General features: G+C 70.2%; 12 protein-coding genes. 2 read left to right on the top strand and 10 right to left on the bottom strand.

Going from position 1 to position 14,042, the window contains the following annotated elements; genetic code table 11:
- Positions 1 to 2 precede the first annotated feature (2 nt).
- The 3 genes from ACH4YP_RS15610 to ACH4YP_RS15600 all read right to left on the bottom strand — a co-directional run bounded on the left by ACH4YP_RS15610 (position 3) and on the right by ACH4YP_RS15600 (position 2,516).
- Positions 3 to 1,289, bottom strand: coding sequence for an extracellular solute-binding protein (locus tag ACH4YP_RS15610; protein WP_398490872.1), 1,287 nt, complete (start codon positions 1,287 to 1,289; stop codon positions 3 to 5).
- A gap of 328 nt (positions 1,290 to 1,617) precedes the next feature.
- Positions 1,618 to 1,914, bottom strand: coding sequence for a DUF3039 domain-containing protein (locus ACH4YP_RS15605; RefSeq protein ID WP_055614622.1), 297 nt, complete (start codon positions 1,912 to 1,914; stop codon positions 1,618 to 1,620).
- 29 nt (positions 1,915 to 1,943) lie between these two features.
- Positions 1,944 to 2,516, bottom strand: coding sequence for a YqgE/AlgH family protein (locus ACH4YP_RS15600; RefSeq protein ID WP_361060078.1), 573 nt, complete (start codon positions 2,514 to 2,516; stop codon positions 1,944 to 1,946).
- 251 nt (positions 2,517 to 2,767) lie between these two features.
- On the opposite strand from ACH4YP_RS15600, the gene murA reads away from it, so the two are divergent.
- On the top strand, positions 2,768 to 4,114 hold the full coding sequence (gene murA / locus ACH4YP_RS15595; RefSeq protein WP_398490871.1) for a UDP-N-acetylglucosamine 1-carboxyvinyltransferase: 1,347 nt from the start codon (positions 2,768 to 2,770) through the stop codon (positions 4,112 to 4,114).
- 347 nt (positions 4,115 to 4,461) lie between these two features.
- Here murA and ACH4YP_RS15590 read toward each other — a convergent pair whose 3' ends face one another.
- The 6 genes from ACH4YP_RS15590 to ACH4YP_RS15565 form a co-directional block, all read right to left on the bottom strand.
- Positions 4,462 to 4,743 carry an HU family DNA-binding protein gene (locus tag ACH4YP_RS15590; RefSeq protein WP_007382399.1) on the bottom strand — a complete coding sequence of 94 codons (282 nt, stop codon included), beginning with the start codon at positions 4,741 to 4,743 and terminating at the stop codon, positions 4,462 to 4,464.
- A 516-nt stretch (positions 4,744 to 5,259) separates the two neighbouring features.
- Entirely contained in the window at positions 5,260 to 6,675 is a 1,416-nt protein-coding gene (locus ACH4YP_RS15585) for an NAD-dependent malic enzyme (protein ID WP_361060182.1), read from the bottom strand.
- A 405-nt stretch (positions 6,676 to 7,080) separates the two neighbouring features.
- Positions 7,081 to 9,558 (bottom strand): UvrD-helicase domain-containing protein, encoded by a 2,478-nt coding sequence (locus tag ACH4YP_RS15580; RefSeq protein ID WP_361060184.1) that lies wholly within the window; start codon positions 9,556 to 9,558, stop codon positions 7,081 to 7,083.
- An 82-nt stretch (positions 9,559 to 9,640) separates the two neighbouring features.
- Positions 9,641 to 10,414 (bottom strand): zf-HC2 domain-containing protein, encoded by a 774-nt coding sequence (locus tag ACH4YP_RS15575; RefSeq protein WP_398490870.1) that lies wholly within the window; start codon positions 10,412 to 10,414, stop codon positions 9,641 to 9,643.
- Between the two features lie 38 nt (positions 10,415 to 10,452).
- A complete protein-coding gene (locus ACH4YP_RS15570) occupies positions 10,453 to 10,974 on the bottom strand; it encodes a sigma-70 family RNA polymerase sigma factor (protein WP_010039908.1) in 522 nt (173 codons plus the stop codon).
- A 196-nt stretch (positions 10,975 to 11,170) separates the two neighbouring features.
- Positions 11,171 to 11,770, bottom strand: a complete 600-nt coding sequence (locus ACH4YP_RS15565; protein WP_361060188.1) for a CGNR zinc finger domain-containing protein — start codon at positions 11,768 to 11,770, stop codon at positions 11,171 to 11,173.
- A gap of 256 nt (positions 11,771 to 12,026) precedes the next feature.
- Here ACH4YP_RS15565 and ACH4YP_RS15560 point away from each other — a divergent pair, with 256 nt between their 5' ends.
- Positions 12,027 to 12,608 (top strand): DUF1772 domain-containing protein, encoded by a 582-nt coding sequence (locus ACH4YP_RS15560; protein WP_398490869.1) that lies wholly within the window; start codon positions 12,027 to 12,029, stop codon positions 12,606 to 12,608.
- Here ACH4YP_RS15560 and ACH4YP_RS15555 read toward each other — a convergent pair.
- Positions 12,557 to 13,831, bottom strand: a complete 1,275-nt coding sequence (locus ACH4YP_RS15555; protein WP_361060192.1) for a uroporphyrinogen-III synthase — start codon at positions 13,829 to 13,831, stop codon at positions 12,557 to 12,559. The two genes, ACH4YP_RS15560 and ACH4YP_RS15555, sit on opposite strands and share 52 nt — an antisense overlap.
- Between the last annotated feature and the right edge of the window lie 211 nt (positions 13,832 to 14,042).

Raw genomic sequence — 14,042 nt, 5'->3', positions numbered from 1 at the left:
GGTCACCCCGCGGAGCTGAACGCGGCGTTCATCTTCTTCGCCGCGTCCTTCGAGGCCGCGTCCACGCTCTTACGCCCGCTGACGACCTCCTGGAACATCGTCGGCAGTACGAGGGACGCGTCGATCTGGGACCAGGCGGGCGAGGCCGGGACGAACTTGGCGCCCGCGCCGAGGGTCTTCACGAAGGGCGCGACGTACGGCTCGCGCTTCGCGGCGTCCTGGCGTACGTCCGTGAAGGTCGGCAGGAAGCCCATTCCGTCGAAGAGTGCGCCCTGCGACTTCTTCGAGGCGAGCTGCTCCATCAGGTCGACGGCGAGCGTGCGGTGCGAAGTGCTGTTCAGCACACCGAGGTTGTTGCCGCCCGCGAAGGCGGGGGCTATCTCGCCCGACTTGAGCCCCGGCAGCGGTACGACGGCGAACTTGCCCTTGACCTTCCCGGCCTCGACCGCCGCGTGGTTGAAGTCGCCGCCGATCGCCATCCCCGCCTTGCCGGAGGCGAACGCGGTGACGGTGTCGTTGCCGCCCATGCCCGCGCACTTGGCGGCCGGACAGTTGTCGTCGCCGAACAGCGAGGTGTACGCCTTGATGCCCTTCTGGGCGGCCGCGCTGTCGATCGTCGAGGCGTACGAGCCGCCCTTGCCCTCGGCGATCTCGCCGCCGTTGGACCAGATGAACGGCATCGCGCCGTACGTGTAGGCGCCGCCGACCGCGAGCCCGTACAGGTCCGGCTTCGCCGCCCGGATCGCCTTGGCGGTGCTCATCAACTCGGCCTGGGTCTTGGGGACTTCGAGGTCGAGCTCCTTGAACACGTCCGTGCGGTAGTAGAGGGCGCGGACGCCGACGAAGTACGGGGCGCCGTAGATCTTGCCGTCGACCGTGACGGACTGCTTGGCGGTCGGGTCGGTGTCCTTGGACTCGCTCCAGTCCGTGAACTCCTTGGTGACGTCGGCGAGTCCGCCGTCCTTGACGTAACCGGCCGTGTCGGTGTTCCCGTACTCGATGAGGTCGGGCGCGCTCTTGGGGTCGTTGAAGGCGGCCTTGATCTTCTCGGCGCGGGTCTCGACGGGGATGTACTGGACGTCGACCTTCGTGCCCTTGTGGGCCTTCTCGAAGGCGGCGACGACACCGTCGACCACCTTCTCCTTGGGACCGCTGTCGACCTCCTGGAAGAGCCACACCCGCAGGGTGCCGCTCTTCTCGTCCTTGCCCCCGGAGTTGTCGGAGGACTCGGGGGCGCAGGCGGTGGCGGTGAGCCCGGCGACGACGAGCGCGGCTGTCGGGGCGACCATTCGGGCAGAGAGTCTTGAGAGCTTCACGGGGCGTCCTCCGGGGGAGCGCGTTGCAGCACGTGCAATGGTGGTTTTGCGCTGCACAACACGTCGGAGGCTATGGACTACATGAACATGGCCACAAGAGGTCTCAACCACTCTGTGACCACTCGAAGCACTCCTTGCAACGAGTGGGTCGTACACGGGCAGTTCAAAGGCCCCGGAGGCGCCCAAAGAGCGCATCCGGGGCCCAAAGCCGCACAGACCGGCACCGCTCGGCACGGCACCACCGCGCCCGGCGCCCGGAGCCCCGCACCGGGCGGGAAGTCACCGGGGGCGCACAGGGGCGCTACTTGTCGCCGCCGCCCTTGCCCTCGTCGCCGCCGGCGCCCATGGACTCGTAGATCTCCTTGCACATGGGGCACACCGGGTACTTCTTCGGGTCGCGGCCCGGCACCCACACCTTGCCGCAGAGCGCCACGACGGGCGTGCCGTCCAGCGCGCTCGCCATGATCTTGTCCTTCTGGACGTAGTGGGCGAAGCGCTCGTGGTCCCCGTCGCCGTGCGACGTCTGCGGCGTCGGCTCTACGAGGGTCCCCGTCCCAGTGCCTCGCTGGGGCTGGGTCTCAGGCTCAAGAGTGCTCATAGACGCAAGAGTACTGAAGCCCGGAGGCATCAGTTGAGCGAAGGGTCGTCCGGGTACGTGGCCACCATCGCCAGCTCGTTGCGCTGGCGGCGCAGCACCTCTCGCCACAGCCGCTCCGGAGAGGGCGAGGAGACGTCTCCGGGCTCCGACTCCACCACGTACCAGGCGCCCTCGACGAGTTCGTCCTCCAGCTGTCCGGGGCCCCAGCCCGCGTAACCGGCGAAGATCCGGAGCGAGCCGAGGGCCGAGGCGAGCAGCTCCGGCGGGGCCTCCAGGTCCACGAGCCCGATCGCCCCGTGCACCCGCCGCCAGCCGAGCGGAGCGCGCTCCCCCGACGCGCCCCCCGGGATCACCGCCACACCGAGCGCGGAGTCGAGCGAGACCGGGCCGCCCTGGAACACCACGCCGGGCTCGCCCGCGAGTTCCGCCCAGCCCGAGAGGATGTCGCCCACGTCCACCGGTGTGGGGCGGTTGAGGACGACACCGAGGGAGCCCTCCTCGTCGTGGTCGAGGAGCAGCACCACCGCTCGGTCGAAGTTCGGGTCCGCCAGGGCGGGCGTGGCCACGAGCAGCCGCCCTGTGAGCGAGGACACCTCGGTCATGCGAGACATGATCTCGCATCTTCCCCGTGCGGGGGGAGGCAATACCCGTACCCGGGTGAATGCAGCTCAGGGCGTACAGATGCAGGTGGAGCGCACACCCCCGTCGGTGACCCCGCGTGTCCGTTTAGGAGCGGTTCGTGTTGTGGCAAAGCTATGACGTCCCTGGGGCGCCCTTGGGCTTACTGAACGGGGGTAGGCGGCCATTACGCTTGCTTCTTCGCCCCTGCCCAACCAACCGGAACGCGAGATACATGACCGTCAACGGCTCAGACGACGTACTCCTTGTCCACGGCGGAACCCCGCTGGAAGGCGAGATCCGGGTCCGCGGTGCGAAGAACCTCGTACCGAAGGCCATGGTCGCCGCGCTGCTCGGTAGTGCTCCGAGCCGACTGCGCAACGTCCCCGACATCCGTGACGTGCGGGTCGTACGCGGGCTGCTGCAGCTGCACGGTGTGACGGTCCGTCCGGGCGAGGAACCGGGCGAGCTCGTCATGGACCCGTCGCACGTGGAGAGCGCGAACGTCGCGGACATCGACGCGCACGCGGGCTCGTCGCGTATCCCGATCCTCCTCTGCGGCCCGCTCCTGCACCGCCTCGGGCACGCGTTCATCCCGGGCCTGGGCGGCTGCGACATCGGCGGCCGGCCGATCGACTTCCACTTCGAGGTGCTGCGGCAGTTCGGCGCGACGATCGAGAAGCGCGCGGACGGCCAGTACCTGGAGGCTCCGCAGCGGCTGCGCGGCACCAAGATCGAACTCCCGTACCCGTCCGTGGGCGCGACCGAGCAGGTGCTCCTGACGGCCGTCCTCGCGGAGGGCGTCACGGAGCTGGCGAACGCCGCGGTCGAGCCCGAGATCGAGGACCTGATCTGCGTCCTGCAGAAAATGGGCGCGATCATCGCGATGGACACCGACCGCACGATCCGCGTCACCGGTGTCGACAAGCTCGGCGGCTACACCCACGCGGCCCTCCCGGACCGCCTGGAGGCCGCCTCGTGGGCTTCCGCGGCACTGGCCACCGAAGGCAACATCTACGTCCGCGGCGCCCAGCAGCGCTCGATGATGACGTTCCTGAACACCTACCGGAAGGTGGGCGGTGCCTTCGAGATCGACGACGAGGGCATCCGCTTCTGGCACCCCGGCGGCCAGCTGAAGTCCATCGCGCTGGAGACGGACGTCCACCCCGGCTTCCAGACGGACTGGCAGCAGCCGCTCGTCGTCGCCCTCACACAGGCGACCGGCCTCTCCATCGTCCACGAGACGGTGTACGAGTCCCGCCTCGGCTTCACCTCCGCGCTCAACCAGATGGGCGCACACATCCAGCTCTACCGCGAGTGCCTCGGCGGTTCCCACTGCCGCTTCGGCCAGCGCAACTTCCTCCATTCGGCGGTCGTCTCGGGCCCGACCAGGCTCCAGGGCGCCGACCTGGTCATCCCCGACCTTCGCGGCGGCTTCTCGTACCTCATCGCCGCGCTGGCGGCCCAGGGCACGTCCCGCGTCCACGGCATCGACCTGATCAACCGCGGCTACGAGAACTTCATGGAGAAGCTGGTGGAGCTGGGCGCGAAGGTGGAGCTGCCGGGCAAGGCGCTCGGCTGACGGCCCGCTCTGACACCGGCTCACGGCAGTCCCGCCACCGGCTGGGGGTCCGGGGGTCATCCCCCGGACAGACACAGCATGGAGAAGCTGGTGGAGCTGGGCGCGAAGGTGGAACTGCCGGGCAAGGCGCTCGGCTAGCGGGACTCGTCCGGCCGGGCGCCATACGAATCATCCCGGCCGGGCGCCATCCAGCCCGGCCGGCTTTTGAGGCCGTCGGTCATCGGCAAGCGCAACAGCGATGGGGCGGCACCCGGATCCGGGTGCCGCCCCATCGCATTACCTACTGTTACTGCCTACCTGCTACCTACCTGCCGAGAACACCGTCCCGCGACGTGTAGACGGCAAGGTCACTTGCCCTTGGCGGCTTCCTTGAGCTTGCTGCCTGCGGAGACCTTCACGCTGTAGCCGGCGGGGATCTGGATCGGGTCGCCGGTCTGCGGGTTCCGCGCGGTGCGAGCGGCACGGTGGGTGCGCTCGAAGGTCAGGAAGCCGGGGATGGTGACCTTCTCGTCGCCCTTGGCGACGATCTCACCGACGGTCTCGGCGAAGGCGGCCAGAACGGCGTCGGCGTCCTTGCGGGTCACCTCGGCACGGTCGGCCAGCGCGGCCACCAGCTCACTGCGGTTCATGTTGTTACTCCCGTGTTCTTCTTGCCGTTGAGGCGTGCCACGCGGCGGAGCCGCATATTGGGCACGTCGAAGCCGATGCTGCCAGGTTCCTCGTCGGTCCACGGACCCGGGTCCGTGGCCGGACCCTCGCGCCCGAAGACGCATCCTGCCCCCACCTGCGGCGGGAAAGCCAATCCGGCACCCCTGGGAGTCACACGAAAAGCGCCACGGCCTCGAATTGGTGACGCTCCGTCGGTTCCCGGCAGCGGACCGCAGGGCCTGAAAGGGCTGGTGGGCCCTCAGGGACTGAGCCATGGCCGCCACCCTAGAGGCGGCCCGAGGCCCCACGTCCGGCGACGCGCCGGTACGGGGGCCGGGTGGCAACCGTCACAGTCGCCACCTGGCGGGGGATTTCCCCGCCCCAGCCTCCCCTACCCAGTCCCGTCCGGTTCAGGGGCTCCGCCCCCGAACCCCCGCTCCTCGAACGCCGGAGGGGCTGAAATACCGGCGGGACGCCCTTCAGGGACGGACGACCACTCAGGCCGTCGCGCCCGCCGCCTTCGCCGCGGTGCGGACCGCTCCCGCGACCGCGCCCGCGACCTTGTCGTTGAAGACGCTGGGGATGATGTAGTTCGGGTTGAGCTCGTCCTCGGTCACCACGTCCGCCAGAGCGGTTGCGGCTGCAAGCATCATCTCCGTGTTGACCGTGCGGGACTGGGCGTCCAGCAGACCGCGGAAGACACCCGGGAAGACCAGCACGTTGTTGATCTGGTTCGGGAAGTCGGAGCGGCCGGTGGCCACGACGGCCGCGGTCTGGCGGGCGATCGCCGGGTCGACCTCGGGGTCGGGATTCGCGAGCGCGAACACGATGGCACCCTCGGCCATGGCGGCCACGTCGTCGCCGTCCAGCACGTTCGGGGCCGAGACGCCGATGAAGACGTCCGAGCCGCGCACGGCCTCCTTGAGCGTCCCCGTGACCCCTTCGGGGTTGGTGTTGTCGGCGATCCACCGCAGCGGCGAGTCGGCGGCGGCCTTCACCAGGTCCTCACGGCCCGCGTGCACGACACCATGGATGTCGGCGACGACGGCGTGCTTGACGCCGGCGGCGAGCAGCAGCTTCAGGATGGCCGTACCGGCCGCGCCCGCGCCGGACATGACGACACGGATGTCGCCGATCCCCTTGCCCGCCACTCGCAGCGCGTTCGTGAGGGCCGCGAGCACGACGATCGCCGTGCCGTGCTGGTCGTCGTGGAAGACGGGGATGTCGAGGGCCTCGCGGAGGCGGGCCTCGATCTCGAAGCAGCGCGGGGCCGAGATGTCCTCGAGGTTGATGCCGGCGAAGCCGGGGGCGATCGCCTTGACGATCGCGACGATCTCGTCGGTGTCCTGGGTGTCCAGGCACAGCGGCCAGGCGTCGATGTCGGCGAAGCGCTTGAAGAGGGCCGCCTTGCCCTCCATGACCGGCATGGCGGCCATCGGGCCGATGTTGCCCAGGCCCAGGACCGCCGAGCCGTCCGTCACGACCGCGACGGTGTTGCGCTTGATGGTCAGGCGGCGGGCGTCCTCGGGGTTCTCGGCGATCGCCATGCACACCCGGGCCACGCCCGGGGTGTAGATCATCGAGAGGTCGTCACGGTTGCGGATCGGGTGCTTGGACTGCATCTCGATCTTGCCGCCGAGGTGCATCAGGAACGTACGGTCGGAGACCTTGCCGAGCGTGACGTCCTCGATGCCGCGCAGCTGCTCGACGATCTCGTCGGCGTGCGCAGTGGACGACGCCGCGATGGTGACGTCGATCCGGAGCTTCTCGTGGCCGGAGGCCGTCACGTCGAGGCCGGTGACCGAGCCTCCGTGGGACTCCACGGCGGTGGTGATCTGGGAGACCGCGGTTCCGCTCGCGGGCACCTCCAACCGGACCGTAATCGAGTAGGAGACGCTGGGCGCCGTTGCCATGGCCGACTTCCTCTGCTTTCACCGGGTGCTGCGAGCGCTGTTGGTTCGCGGGTTTGCCGTCCGATCGTCGCACCTACCGCGGAGTACTTGGTAGCCGCCCCGGATTGCGAACGTTTTGTTCTCAATCGAAGAGAGGCCCCTGTCACTGAGTGACAGGGGCCTCTTTTCCGCTCACGACACGTCGAACGGAACTCGTTCAATGACACCGACCCGCCATGCTCGCCTCGCGGCAAGTGGTCGCTCGTAGCGACGAAGGTTGGGCCCGGGGGCTTGGATCGGGCCGGTGCCACACCAACCGTAACAAACGATCCCCGTAAGGCAATTCCCGTACCGGAGGTTCACGGAGAAGGTTCCGCGGACTCGGTCCGGTCCGGCTCGCGGAGCGGGCCGCGAGCCGGGGCCCGGTCAGTCCCGCAGCAGGTCCGGCACCCCGTTCGCGTCCGGTTCGTCGCGGTCGGCCGAGACGACGGTGAGCTGCTGGGTGGCCCGGGTCAGCGCCACGTACAGCACGCGCAGCCCGGCCGGGGACTCGTCGGCGATCTCCGCCGGGGAGACGACCACCGTGGCGTCGTACTCCAGGCCCTTCGCCTCCAGACTGCCGAGCGCCACCACGCGGTCGCCGAGCCCGGCGAGCCAGCGCGCGGCCTCGGCGCGGCGGTTCATGGCGACGACGACACCGACCGTGCCGTCGACCTGGTCGAGCAGCCGCGCGGCCTCCTCCCGCACGGCCTTGGCCAGGGAGTCCCGCACTACTGCGCTGTGTCCATTGTTCGTTGCCACAAAACGCGGCCGTACGCCCGTGGAGCGCACTGCGGACGGGGAGGTGGAGCCGGGCATGGCCAGGGCCAGGACCTTGGCGGCGAGCTCGGCGATCTCGGCCGGATTGCGGTAGTTCACGGTGAGCTCGAAACGGCGGCGCGGGCGCGTGCCGAGGGCCTCGTCGCGGGCCTCGGCGGCCTCGTCCGGGTCCGACCACGAGGACTGGGCGGGGTCACCGACCACCGTCCACGTGGCGTGCCTGCCGCGGCGGCCGATCATGCGCCACTGCATGGGCGTGAGGTCCTGCGCCTCGTCGACGATGACGTGCGCGTACTCCGTGCGCTCCTGGGCCAGCCGCTCGGCCCGCTCGCGCTGCGACTCCTCGCGTACGGGCATGAGCTCCTCCAGGCCCGTCAGCTGGTCGAGCGGGTCGAGGTCGCGCTTCCTGCGGGGGCGGGCCGGGCTGCCGAGGATGGCCTGGAGCTCGTCGAGCATGGCCACGTCGTGCACGGAGAGGCCGTCCCGCTTGAGGGAGCGGGCGACCCGCCGTACCTCACCGGGGTTGAGGATCCGCCGCGCCCAGCGACCGAGCCGTTTCTCGTCGGCCATCGCCTCCAGAACGGCACTGGGTGCCAGCTCGGGCCACCAGGCGTCGACGAACGCGATGAAGCTGTCCTCGGAGCTGACGTCCTCGTCGAACGAGGAGCGCAGCTCGGCCGCCAGCTCGGGATCCGTGTGCCGGGTCCCGGCGCCGGACCGCGCCCAGAGGGCGTCGAGCAGCAGCTTGCGGGCGCGCGGGCGCAGCAGGTTCACGGGGGCGGTCCCGGAGAGCGCGTTCTGGCGGATCCGGTCCAGCTCGGGCGCCTCCAGCTCCAGCCTGCGCCCGAAGGCGACGACACGGAGACGGGTGGTGGAGGGGGCAGAGGGGGCTTGAGATTCGTCGTCGGAGTCGTCGGAACCGGCGAAGCCGTCTTCCAGGTCGCCGAACGCGAGCTGACCGGCCTGGCCGTTGTGGCCGTTGTGCCTCGCCTGTCCGTTCCGCCTGCCGCGCGCGGACCCCTGGCCGGGCCCGCCCGGCGCCTCCAGTGCGCCCCGAGCCGCCTTCCGCAGCACCTTGAGCATCCTGTACGAGCCCTTGGCCCGGGCCACCGCCGGCGAGTCGTACAGCGTGGCCTCCGCGCCGTCGACCAGGGAGCCGACCGCGCGGATGGCGACCTGGCCCTCCTCGCCGAGGGACGGCAGGACGCCTTCGGTGTACGCGACCAGCAGGGGCGTGGGCGAGACGATCAGGATGCCGCCCGCGTACCGCCTGCGGTCCTGGTAGAGCAGGTAGGCGGCCCGGTGCAGGGCGACCGCCGTCTTGCCGGTGCCCGGCCCGCCCTCCACGTACGTGACGGACGCGGCGGGCGCCCGGATCACCATGTCCTGCTCGGCCTGGATGGAGGCGACGATGTCCCGCATGGTGTGGCTACGGGCCTGGCCCAGCGCCGCCATCAGCGCGCCGTCGCCGATCACCGGCAGCTCGCGGCCGGCGAGGGAAGCCTTCAGTTCCGGGCGCATCAGGTCGTCCTCGACCCCGAGGACCCTGCGGCCCTTGGAGCGGATGACCCGGCGGCGTACGACCCGGCCGGGATCGACCGGTGTGGAGCGGTAGAACGGCGCGGCCGCCGGGGCCCGCCAGTCGATGACCAGCGGCGCGTAGTCCGAGTCCAGGACGCCGATACGGCCGATGTGGAGGGTCTCCGCGATCTCGGCGGTGTTGTCGGGCCGTACGGCGCCTTCGGCGGGTTCCACCGCCGTGTACGCGCCGTCCGGGCCCTTCTTGCCGTCCTTGCCGAGGAGGAGGTCGATCCTCCCGAAGAGGAAGTCCTCGAACTCGTTGTTCAGGCGGTTGAGGTGGATCCCCGCCCGGAACACCTGCGCGTCACGCTCCGCGAGTGCTCCGGGTGTACCGACCTGGCCGCGCTGGGCGGCGTCGTTCATCAGGAACTCCGCCTCGTGGATCTTTTCCTCAAGACGCCGGTACACCCGATCCAGGTGTTCCTGCTCGACTCCGACCTCCTGGTCGCGCACGGAGTCGCCCACCGGATCGAACGCCGTTTCCTGCTGAACCTGAGCCGCCACCGGGCCCCCTTCTGACGTGCATCGCAGCCGTCAACCGTACGCGAAGGGGAGCCCGTCAGGCTACGTTTCCGCTCTTGATCGCCTACACGTCGACCTCGACCAGCTTCTTGCCGGCGAAGGTCATGACCTCGAAGTGGTCGATGTCCTCGGGGTTCATGGCGACGCCACCGTGTACGTAGAGCGGGTTCTTGGCCTGCTCGGTGGTGGCGTTCTTGATGCCGTAGCCCCACTTCGGGACCGCCCAGGTGGTCGCCGTCTCCCGCTCGCCGTTCTTGCCGACGGCGATGAGGGAGCACTTCTCCGGCCCCTTGACGTTCTTCAGCTCCAGGACCGAATGGGTGCCCCAGGCCTTGCCCTCCATGCCCACCACAGCGCTGACCTTGGTGCTCGGGTCCGTGGCCTCGACCTTGTCGGTCATGTGCGTGAAGGCGTCCTTGGCGGGGCTGGTGGACTGCAGGGGCTTGTTGGCCTCCTGAGCCGTCTCCCCGCCGGTGGCCGCGATCGCGACGATGGGGCCGCCGATGATCAGCGAGGCCGCGAGCCCGAAGAAGGCACGCCTGCTTCGCTTGGCGCGGACCCGGCGCTCCACGACCTCGCCGACCAGCCGGTCCGCGAGCTGTGGGCTCGGGCGGGCGGAAAGCGACTCCCCGATGGCCGGGGTGCCCTGTGCCGCGGGCAGATCCGCCAGGGCGGCGAGCATCGGCTCCATGCCGGCGAGTTCGTCGAGTTGCTGGCCGCACCACTCGCAGGTCGCGAGGTGGGCCTCGAAGGCGGTGGCTTCGGCGTCGTCGAGGATGCCGAGCGCGTACGCACCGACCGTCTCGTGCACATCACCCTGCCCTTGCGAACTTTGCATGGGTCCAGGACTACCCGTTCCGTATCCCCCATATGTGCTCATGCCGTCACCCCCCGCTCCTCCAGTGCGAGCTTCATCGAACGCAGGGCATAGAACACCCGTGAGCGCACCGTGCCGCTGGGTATCCCCAGGGTTTCGGCGGCCTCGTTTACGGTACGCCCCTTGAAGTACGTCTCGACCAGTACCTCCCGGTGGGCGGGGGTCAGGTCGTCGAGCGCGTCAGAGAGTGTCATCAGCCACAACGCCTTGTCGATCTCGTCCTCCGCGGGAATGACCTCCAGCGGCGACGGGTCCACCTCCTGCGGCCGGGCCTGCCGGCTGCGGTGCCCGTCGATGACGATGCGCCGAGCGACCGTCACCAGCCAGGGGCGCACCGAACCGGTAGCCCGGTTGAGCTGTCCGGCGTTTTTCCAGGCACGGATGAGCGTCTCCTGTACGACGTCCTCCGCACGCTGCCGGTCCCCGGCGACCAGCCGCAGCACATAGGCGAGCAGAGGCCCGGCGTGTTCGCGGTAGAGCGCACGCATCAGCTCCTCGTCCGGCTCCGAGGGCTGGGACATACGATGTCGGGCCCTCGGCAATCGTTCATCGGCCACGGCGGAATCCTTGCGCACGCCTACCTCCGGTGTCCGGGGGATCCCCCAGTCGGTCGCTCATCCCGGGATACGGGCGCAGGCGCGGCTGTGTTCAAAGTGACGGGCATTCTTTGTGAGGAGAGTGTGGGGAAGTTGGGGGGCTCTCCTTCACGGGTGAACTCTAAGCCCGCGCGAGGGCTGCTCTGCGCCGGTGCCTGGCGACGCGTTCGCGGTTCCCGCACACCTCACTGGAGCACCACCTGCGACGACGCCCTCTGGACGTATCCAGGTACACGATGGGGCAGTTGTCTCCCTCACACTGCCTGATGCTCGCGCGGGCGGCCGGATCCGTCAGCAGTTCCACCGTGTCACGGGCGATGGCCGCGAGCAGCGCGGCAGGGGCCGGCGGGCCGTCCAGGGCGCGGACGAGCGAGCCGCCCGCGTCCCACACCGCGTGCGCCACGGGCGGTGCGGTGCGGGCGAGTTCGTTCACGCGGGCCAGCGCGATGACGAAGGGCCGGGAGTCCTGGGAGGGCTCCGCGCGAACCAACTGACCTATATGGCCGCGTAGTTCGCGAAACCCGACGAGCCAGGAGGAATCGACGGGCCCGAGCGGCGTGCCCGCCGGGACGAGTCCTGATCCGGTGATCCAGGCCCGCAACGGCTCCGCCGAGTCGAGCCGTTCCTCGGGGTGCGTGGTCGCCAGGAGATCGAGACAGATCCGTCCGGAGTCGAACCGCAGCTCGTGGGAGACCGTGGCTGTGGCCGTGCCCAGTGCCATGTGCCTGTCACCGCCTTGGGGTTGCCGCCGTGCGGGGCCGGTGAGTGATCGTGATTGGGGGGGTATGGGAGGGGGCCGTGCATGGCCCGTACTCCCTACAGTGCCCTCCCCCGCGCGCGGCGGGAAGCCCCGCGCCGGGCCGTACCCTCCCCCGCGCCGTCCGGCCCTCCCCGGCCGTCCCTCGCTGGACGTCCGCTTATGCGGGCGCGCGTCCGAAGCATGTCGTCCGCCGGGGCCCGCCGGTTGACTGAGAGACATGGCAACCACCACAGAGAGCGACAAGGGGCGGCGTTCGACCGCCGGGGGTGTACTGGTCGCGGCCACGGTCGTCACGGGTCTGGTCGCCGGGCTGTTCTACGCGTACGCGAACAACGTGATGCCGGCGCTGGCCCGCAGCGGCGACCGCACCTACATCGAGGTCGTCCAGAACATCAACGACGTGATCCAGAACCCGGTGTTCCTGCTGACCTTCAACGGCGCGCTGCTGCTGACGGCCTTCTCGGCCTGGCAGTTGCGCGGCTCGCCACGGGTGAGGGTATGGGTGTTCGCGGCACTCGTCGTGTACGCGCTCGCGTTCCTGGTGACCGTCGTCTTCAACATCCCGCTGAACAACGAGATCATGGACGCCGGGAATCCGGCCACGACGGCCGATCCGGCCGCCGTGCGCGAGAGGTTCGAGGACCCGTGGGTGGCCTGGAACGTCGTACGCGCCGTACTGCACGTCGTGGCGTTCGGCCTGCTGGCGCAGGCTCTGGTGCTGTACGGGCGCCACGGCCGGAGCGGTCGTCAGTCGTCGCCGTACTTGGAGTCGGCCACCGGGTCGAGCGCCAGCCGGTAGCCGCGCTTGACGACGGTCTGGATGAGCTTGGGCGCCCCCAGTGCCGTACGCAGCCGGGCCATCGCGGTCTCCACCGCGTGCTCGTCCTTGCCGGCGCCGGGCAGGGCCCGCAGCAGCTCGGCCCGGGCCACCACCCAGCCGGGCCGCCTGGACAGCGCGCGCAGGAGGGACATCCCGGCGGGCGGCACGGGCCGCAGCGTGGCGTCCACCAGCACGGCGTGCCCCCGGATCTCCACCCGATGACCGGCGATCGGCAACGTTCGCGCCCGGGACGGCAGTTCCTGACACAACACCTGTACGAGGGGCCCGAGCCGGAAGCGCTCCGGCTGAACCGTGTCGATGCCCCTGGCCTGCAGCGGCAGTGCGGTGACCGGGCCGACGCAGGCGGGCAGCACGTCGTGGCTGAGGGCGGCGAGCAGCTCGGGCAGCAGCCCGCGGTCCTCGGCGCGGCCGAGCAGCGAGGCGGCGGCCGGGGCGCTGGTGAAGGTCAGCGCGTCCACACCGCGGGTGACCGTGGCGTCGAGCAGCCGGTCGACGGGCGCGATGTCCTCCGGCGGCATCCACCGGTACACGGGCACGCCGACGACGTCTCCGCCCGCGGCCCGCAGCGACTCGACGAACCCGGGCAGCGGCTCGCCGTGCAGCTGGACCGCGATCCGGCGCCCTTCGACGCCCTCCTCCAGCAGCCGGTCGAGCACCTCGGCCATGGATTCGGAGGACGGGGACCACTCCTCGGTCAGCCCCTGGGCACGTATCGCACCTTTGACCTTGGGTCCGCGGGCAAGCAGCTCGACTCCGCGGAGCGTGTCGAGCAGGTCCTCCCCCAGCCCCCACCCGTCGGCGGCCTCGACCCACCCGCGAAATCCGATGGCGGTGGTCGCGACCACGATGTCCGGGGCCTCGTGGAGCAGTTGCTTGGTCGCCGCGAGCAGCTCGCTGTCGTCGGAGAGGGGCACGATGCGCAGGGCGGGCGCGTGCATGACGGCGGCGCCGCGCCGCTGGAGCAGGGCTCCGAGCTCGTCGGCACGGCGGGCGGCGGTCACACCGACGGTGAACCCGGCGAGGGGGCCGTGATCGGGCCGGTCGGCCCGGTCGGCCCGCTGCTCGGGTCGTTCCTCGGGCGGCTGCTCGGGGCGCTGTTCAGAGCGCTGTTCGAGGCTCTGCTCGGTTCGTTGCTCGGTTCGTCGCTCGGGGCGTTGCTCCGGTCGCTGCTCTTCGTACATGGCTCTCGTCCCGCTCGAGTGGTGTTCGTCCTGCGTCACCCGCTGGGTTGGGGCGTACCGCGTGGAGCCTCCATGGTGGGGCGCCCGGTCCCAGGGCCGGTGCGTCCTGCTCCGGGCGTCTGCCGCACGCCCTATTTGCCCGCATCATGGCGGATGACCGAGCCTGTCAATGGTGCGTGACAGGCTCGGTTCCGCTTGATGTCATCCGTGT

This window comes from Streptomyces sp. NPDC020747, from assembly GCF_044334695.1.
Taxonomy (GTDB): Bacteria; Actinomycetota; Actinomycetes; order Streptomycetales; family Streptomycetaceae; genus Streptomyces.
This window is presented reverse-complemented; position numbering and strand designations above follow the sequence as displayed.

Coding starts and splice junctions, on each gene's coding strand:
- ACH4YP_RS15585 (WP_361060182.1), bottom strand. CDS start 6,675: ATGGCAACGGCGCCCAGCGTCTCCTACTCGATTACGGTCCGGTTGGAG.
- ACH4YP_RS15590 (WP_007382399.1), bottom strand. CDS start 4,743: ATGAACCGCAGTGAGCTGGTGGCCGCGCTGGCCGACCGTGCCGAGGTG.
- ACH4YP_RS15555 (WP_361060192.1), bottom strand. CDS start 13,831: ATGTACGAAGAGCAGCGACCGGAGCAACGCCCCGAGCGACGAACCGAG.
- ACH4YP_RS15575 (WP_398490870.1), bottom strand. CDS start 10,414: ATGCAAAGTTCGCAAGGGCAGGGTGATGTGCACGAGACGGTCGGTGCG.
- ACH4YP_RS15600 (WP_361060078.1), bottom strand. CDS start 2,516: ATGACCGAGGTGTCCTCGCTCACAGGGCGGCTGCTCGTGGCCACGCCC.
- ACH4YP_RS15570 (WP_010039908.1), bottom strand. CDS start 10,974: ATGTCCCAGCCCTCGGAGCCGGACGAGGAGCTGATGCGTGCGCTCTAC.
- ACH4YP_RS15560 (WP_398490869.1), top strand. CDS start 12,027: ATGGCAACCACCACAGAGAGCGACAAGGGGCGGCGTTCGACCGCCGGG.
- murA (WP_398490871.1), top strand. CDS start 2,768: ATGACCGTCAACGGCTCAGACGACGTACTCCTTGTCCACGGCGGAACC.
- ACH4YP_RS15605 (WP_055614622.1), bottom strand. CDS start 1,914: ATGAGCACTCTTGAGCCTGAGACCCAGCCCCAGCGAGGCACTGGGACG.
- ACH4YP_RS15610 (WP_398490872.1), bottom strand. CDS start 1,289: ATGGTCGCCCCGACAGCCGCGCTCGTCGTCGCCGGGCTCACCGCCACC.
- ACH4YP_RS15565 (WP_361060188.1), bottom strand. CDS start 11,770: ATGGCACTGGGCACGGCCACAGCCACGGTCTCCCACGAGCTGCGGTTC.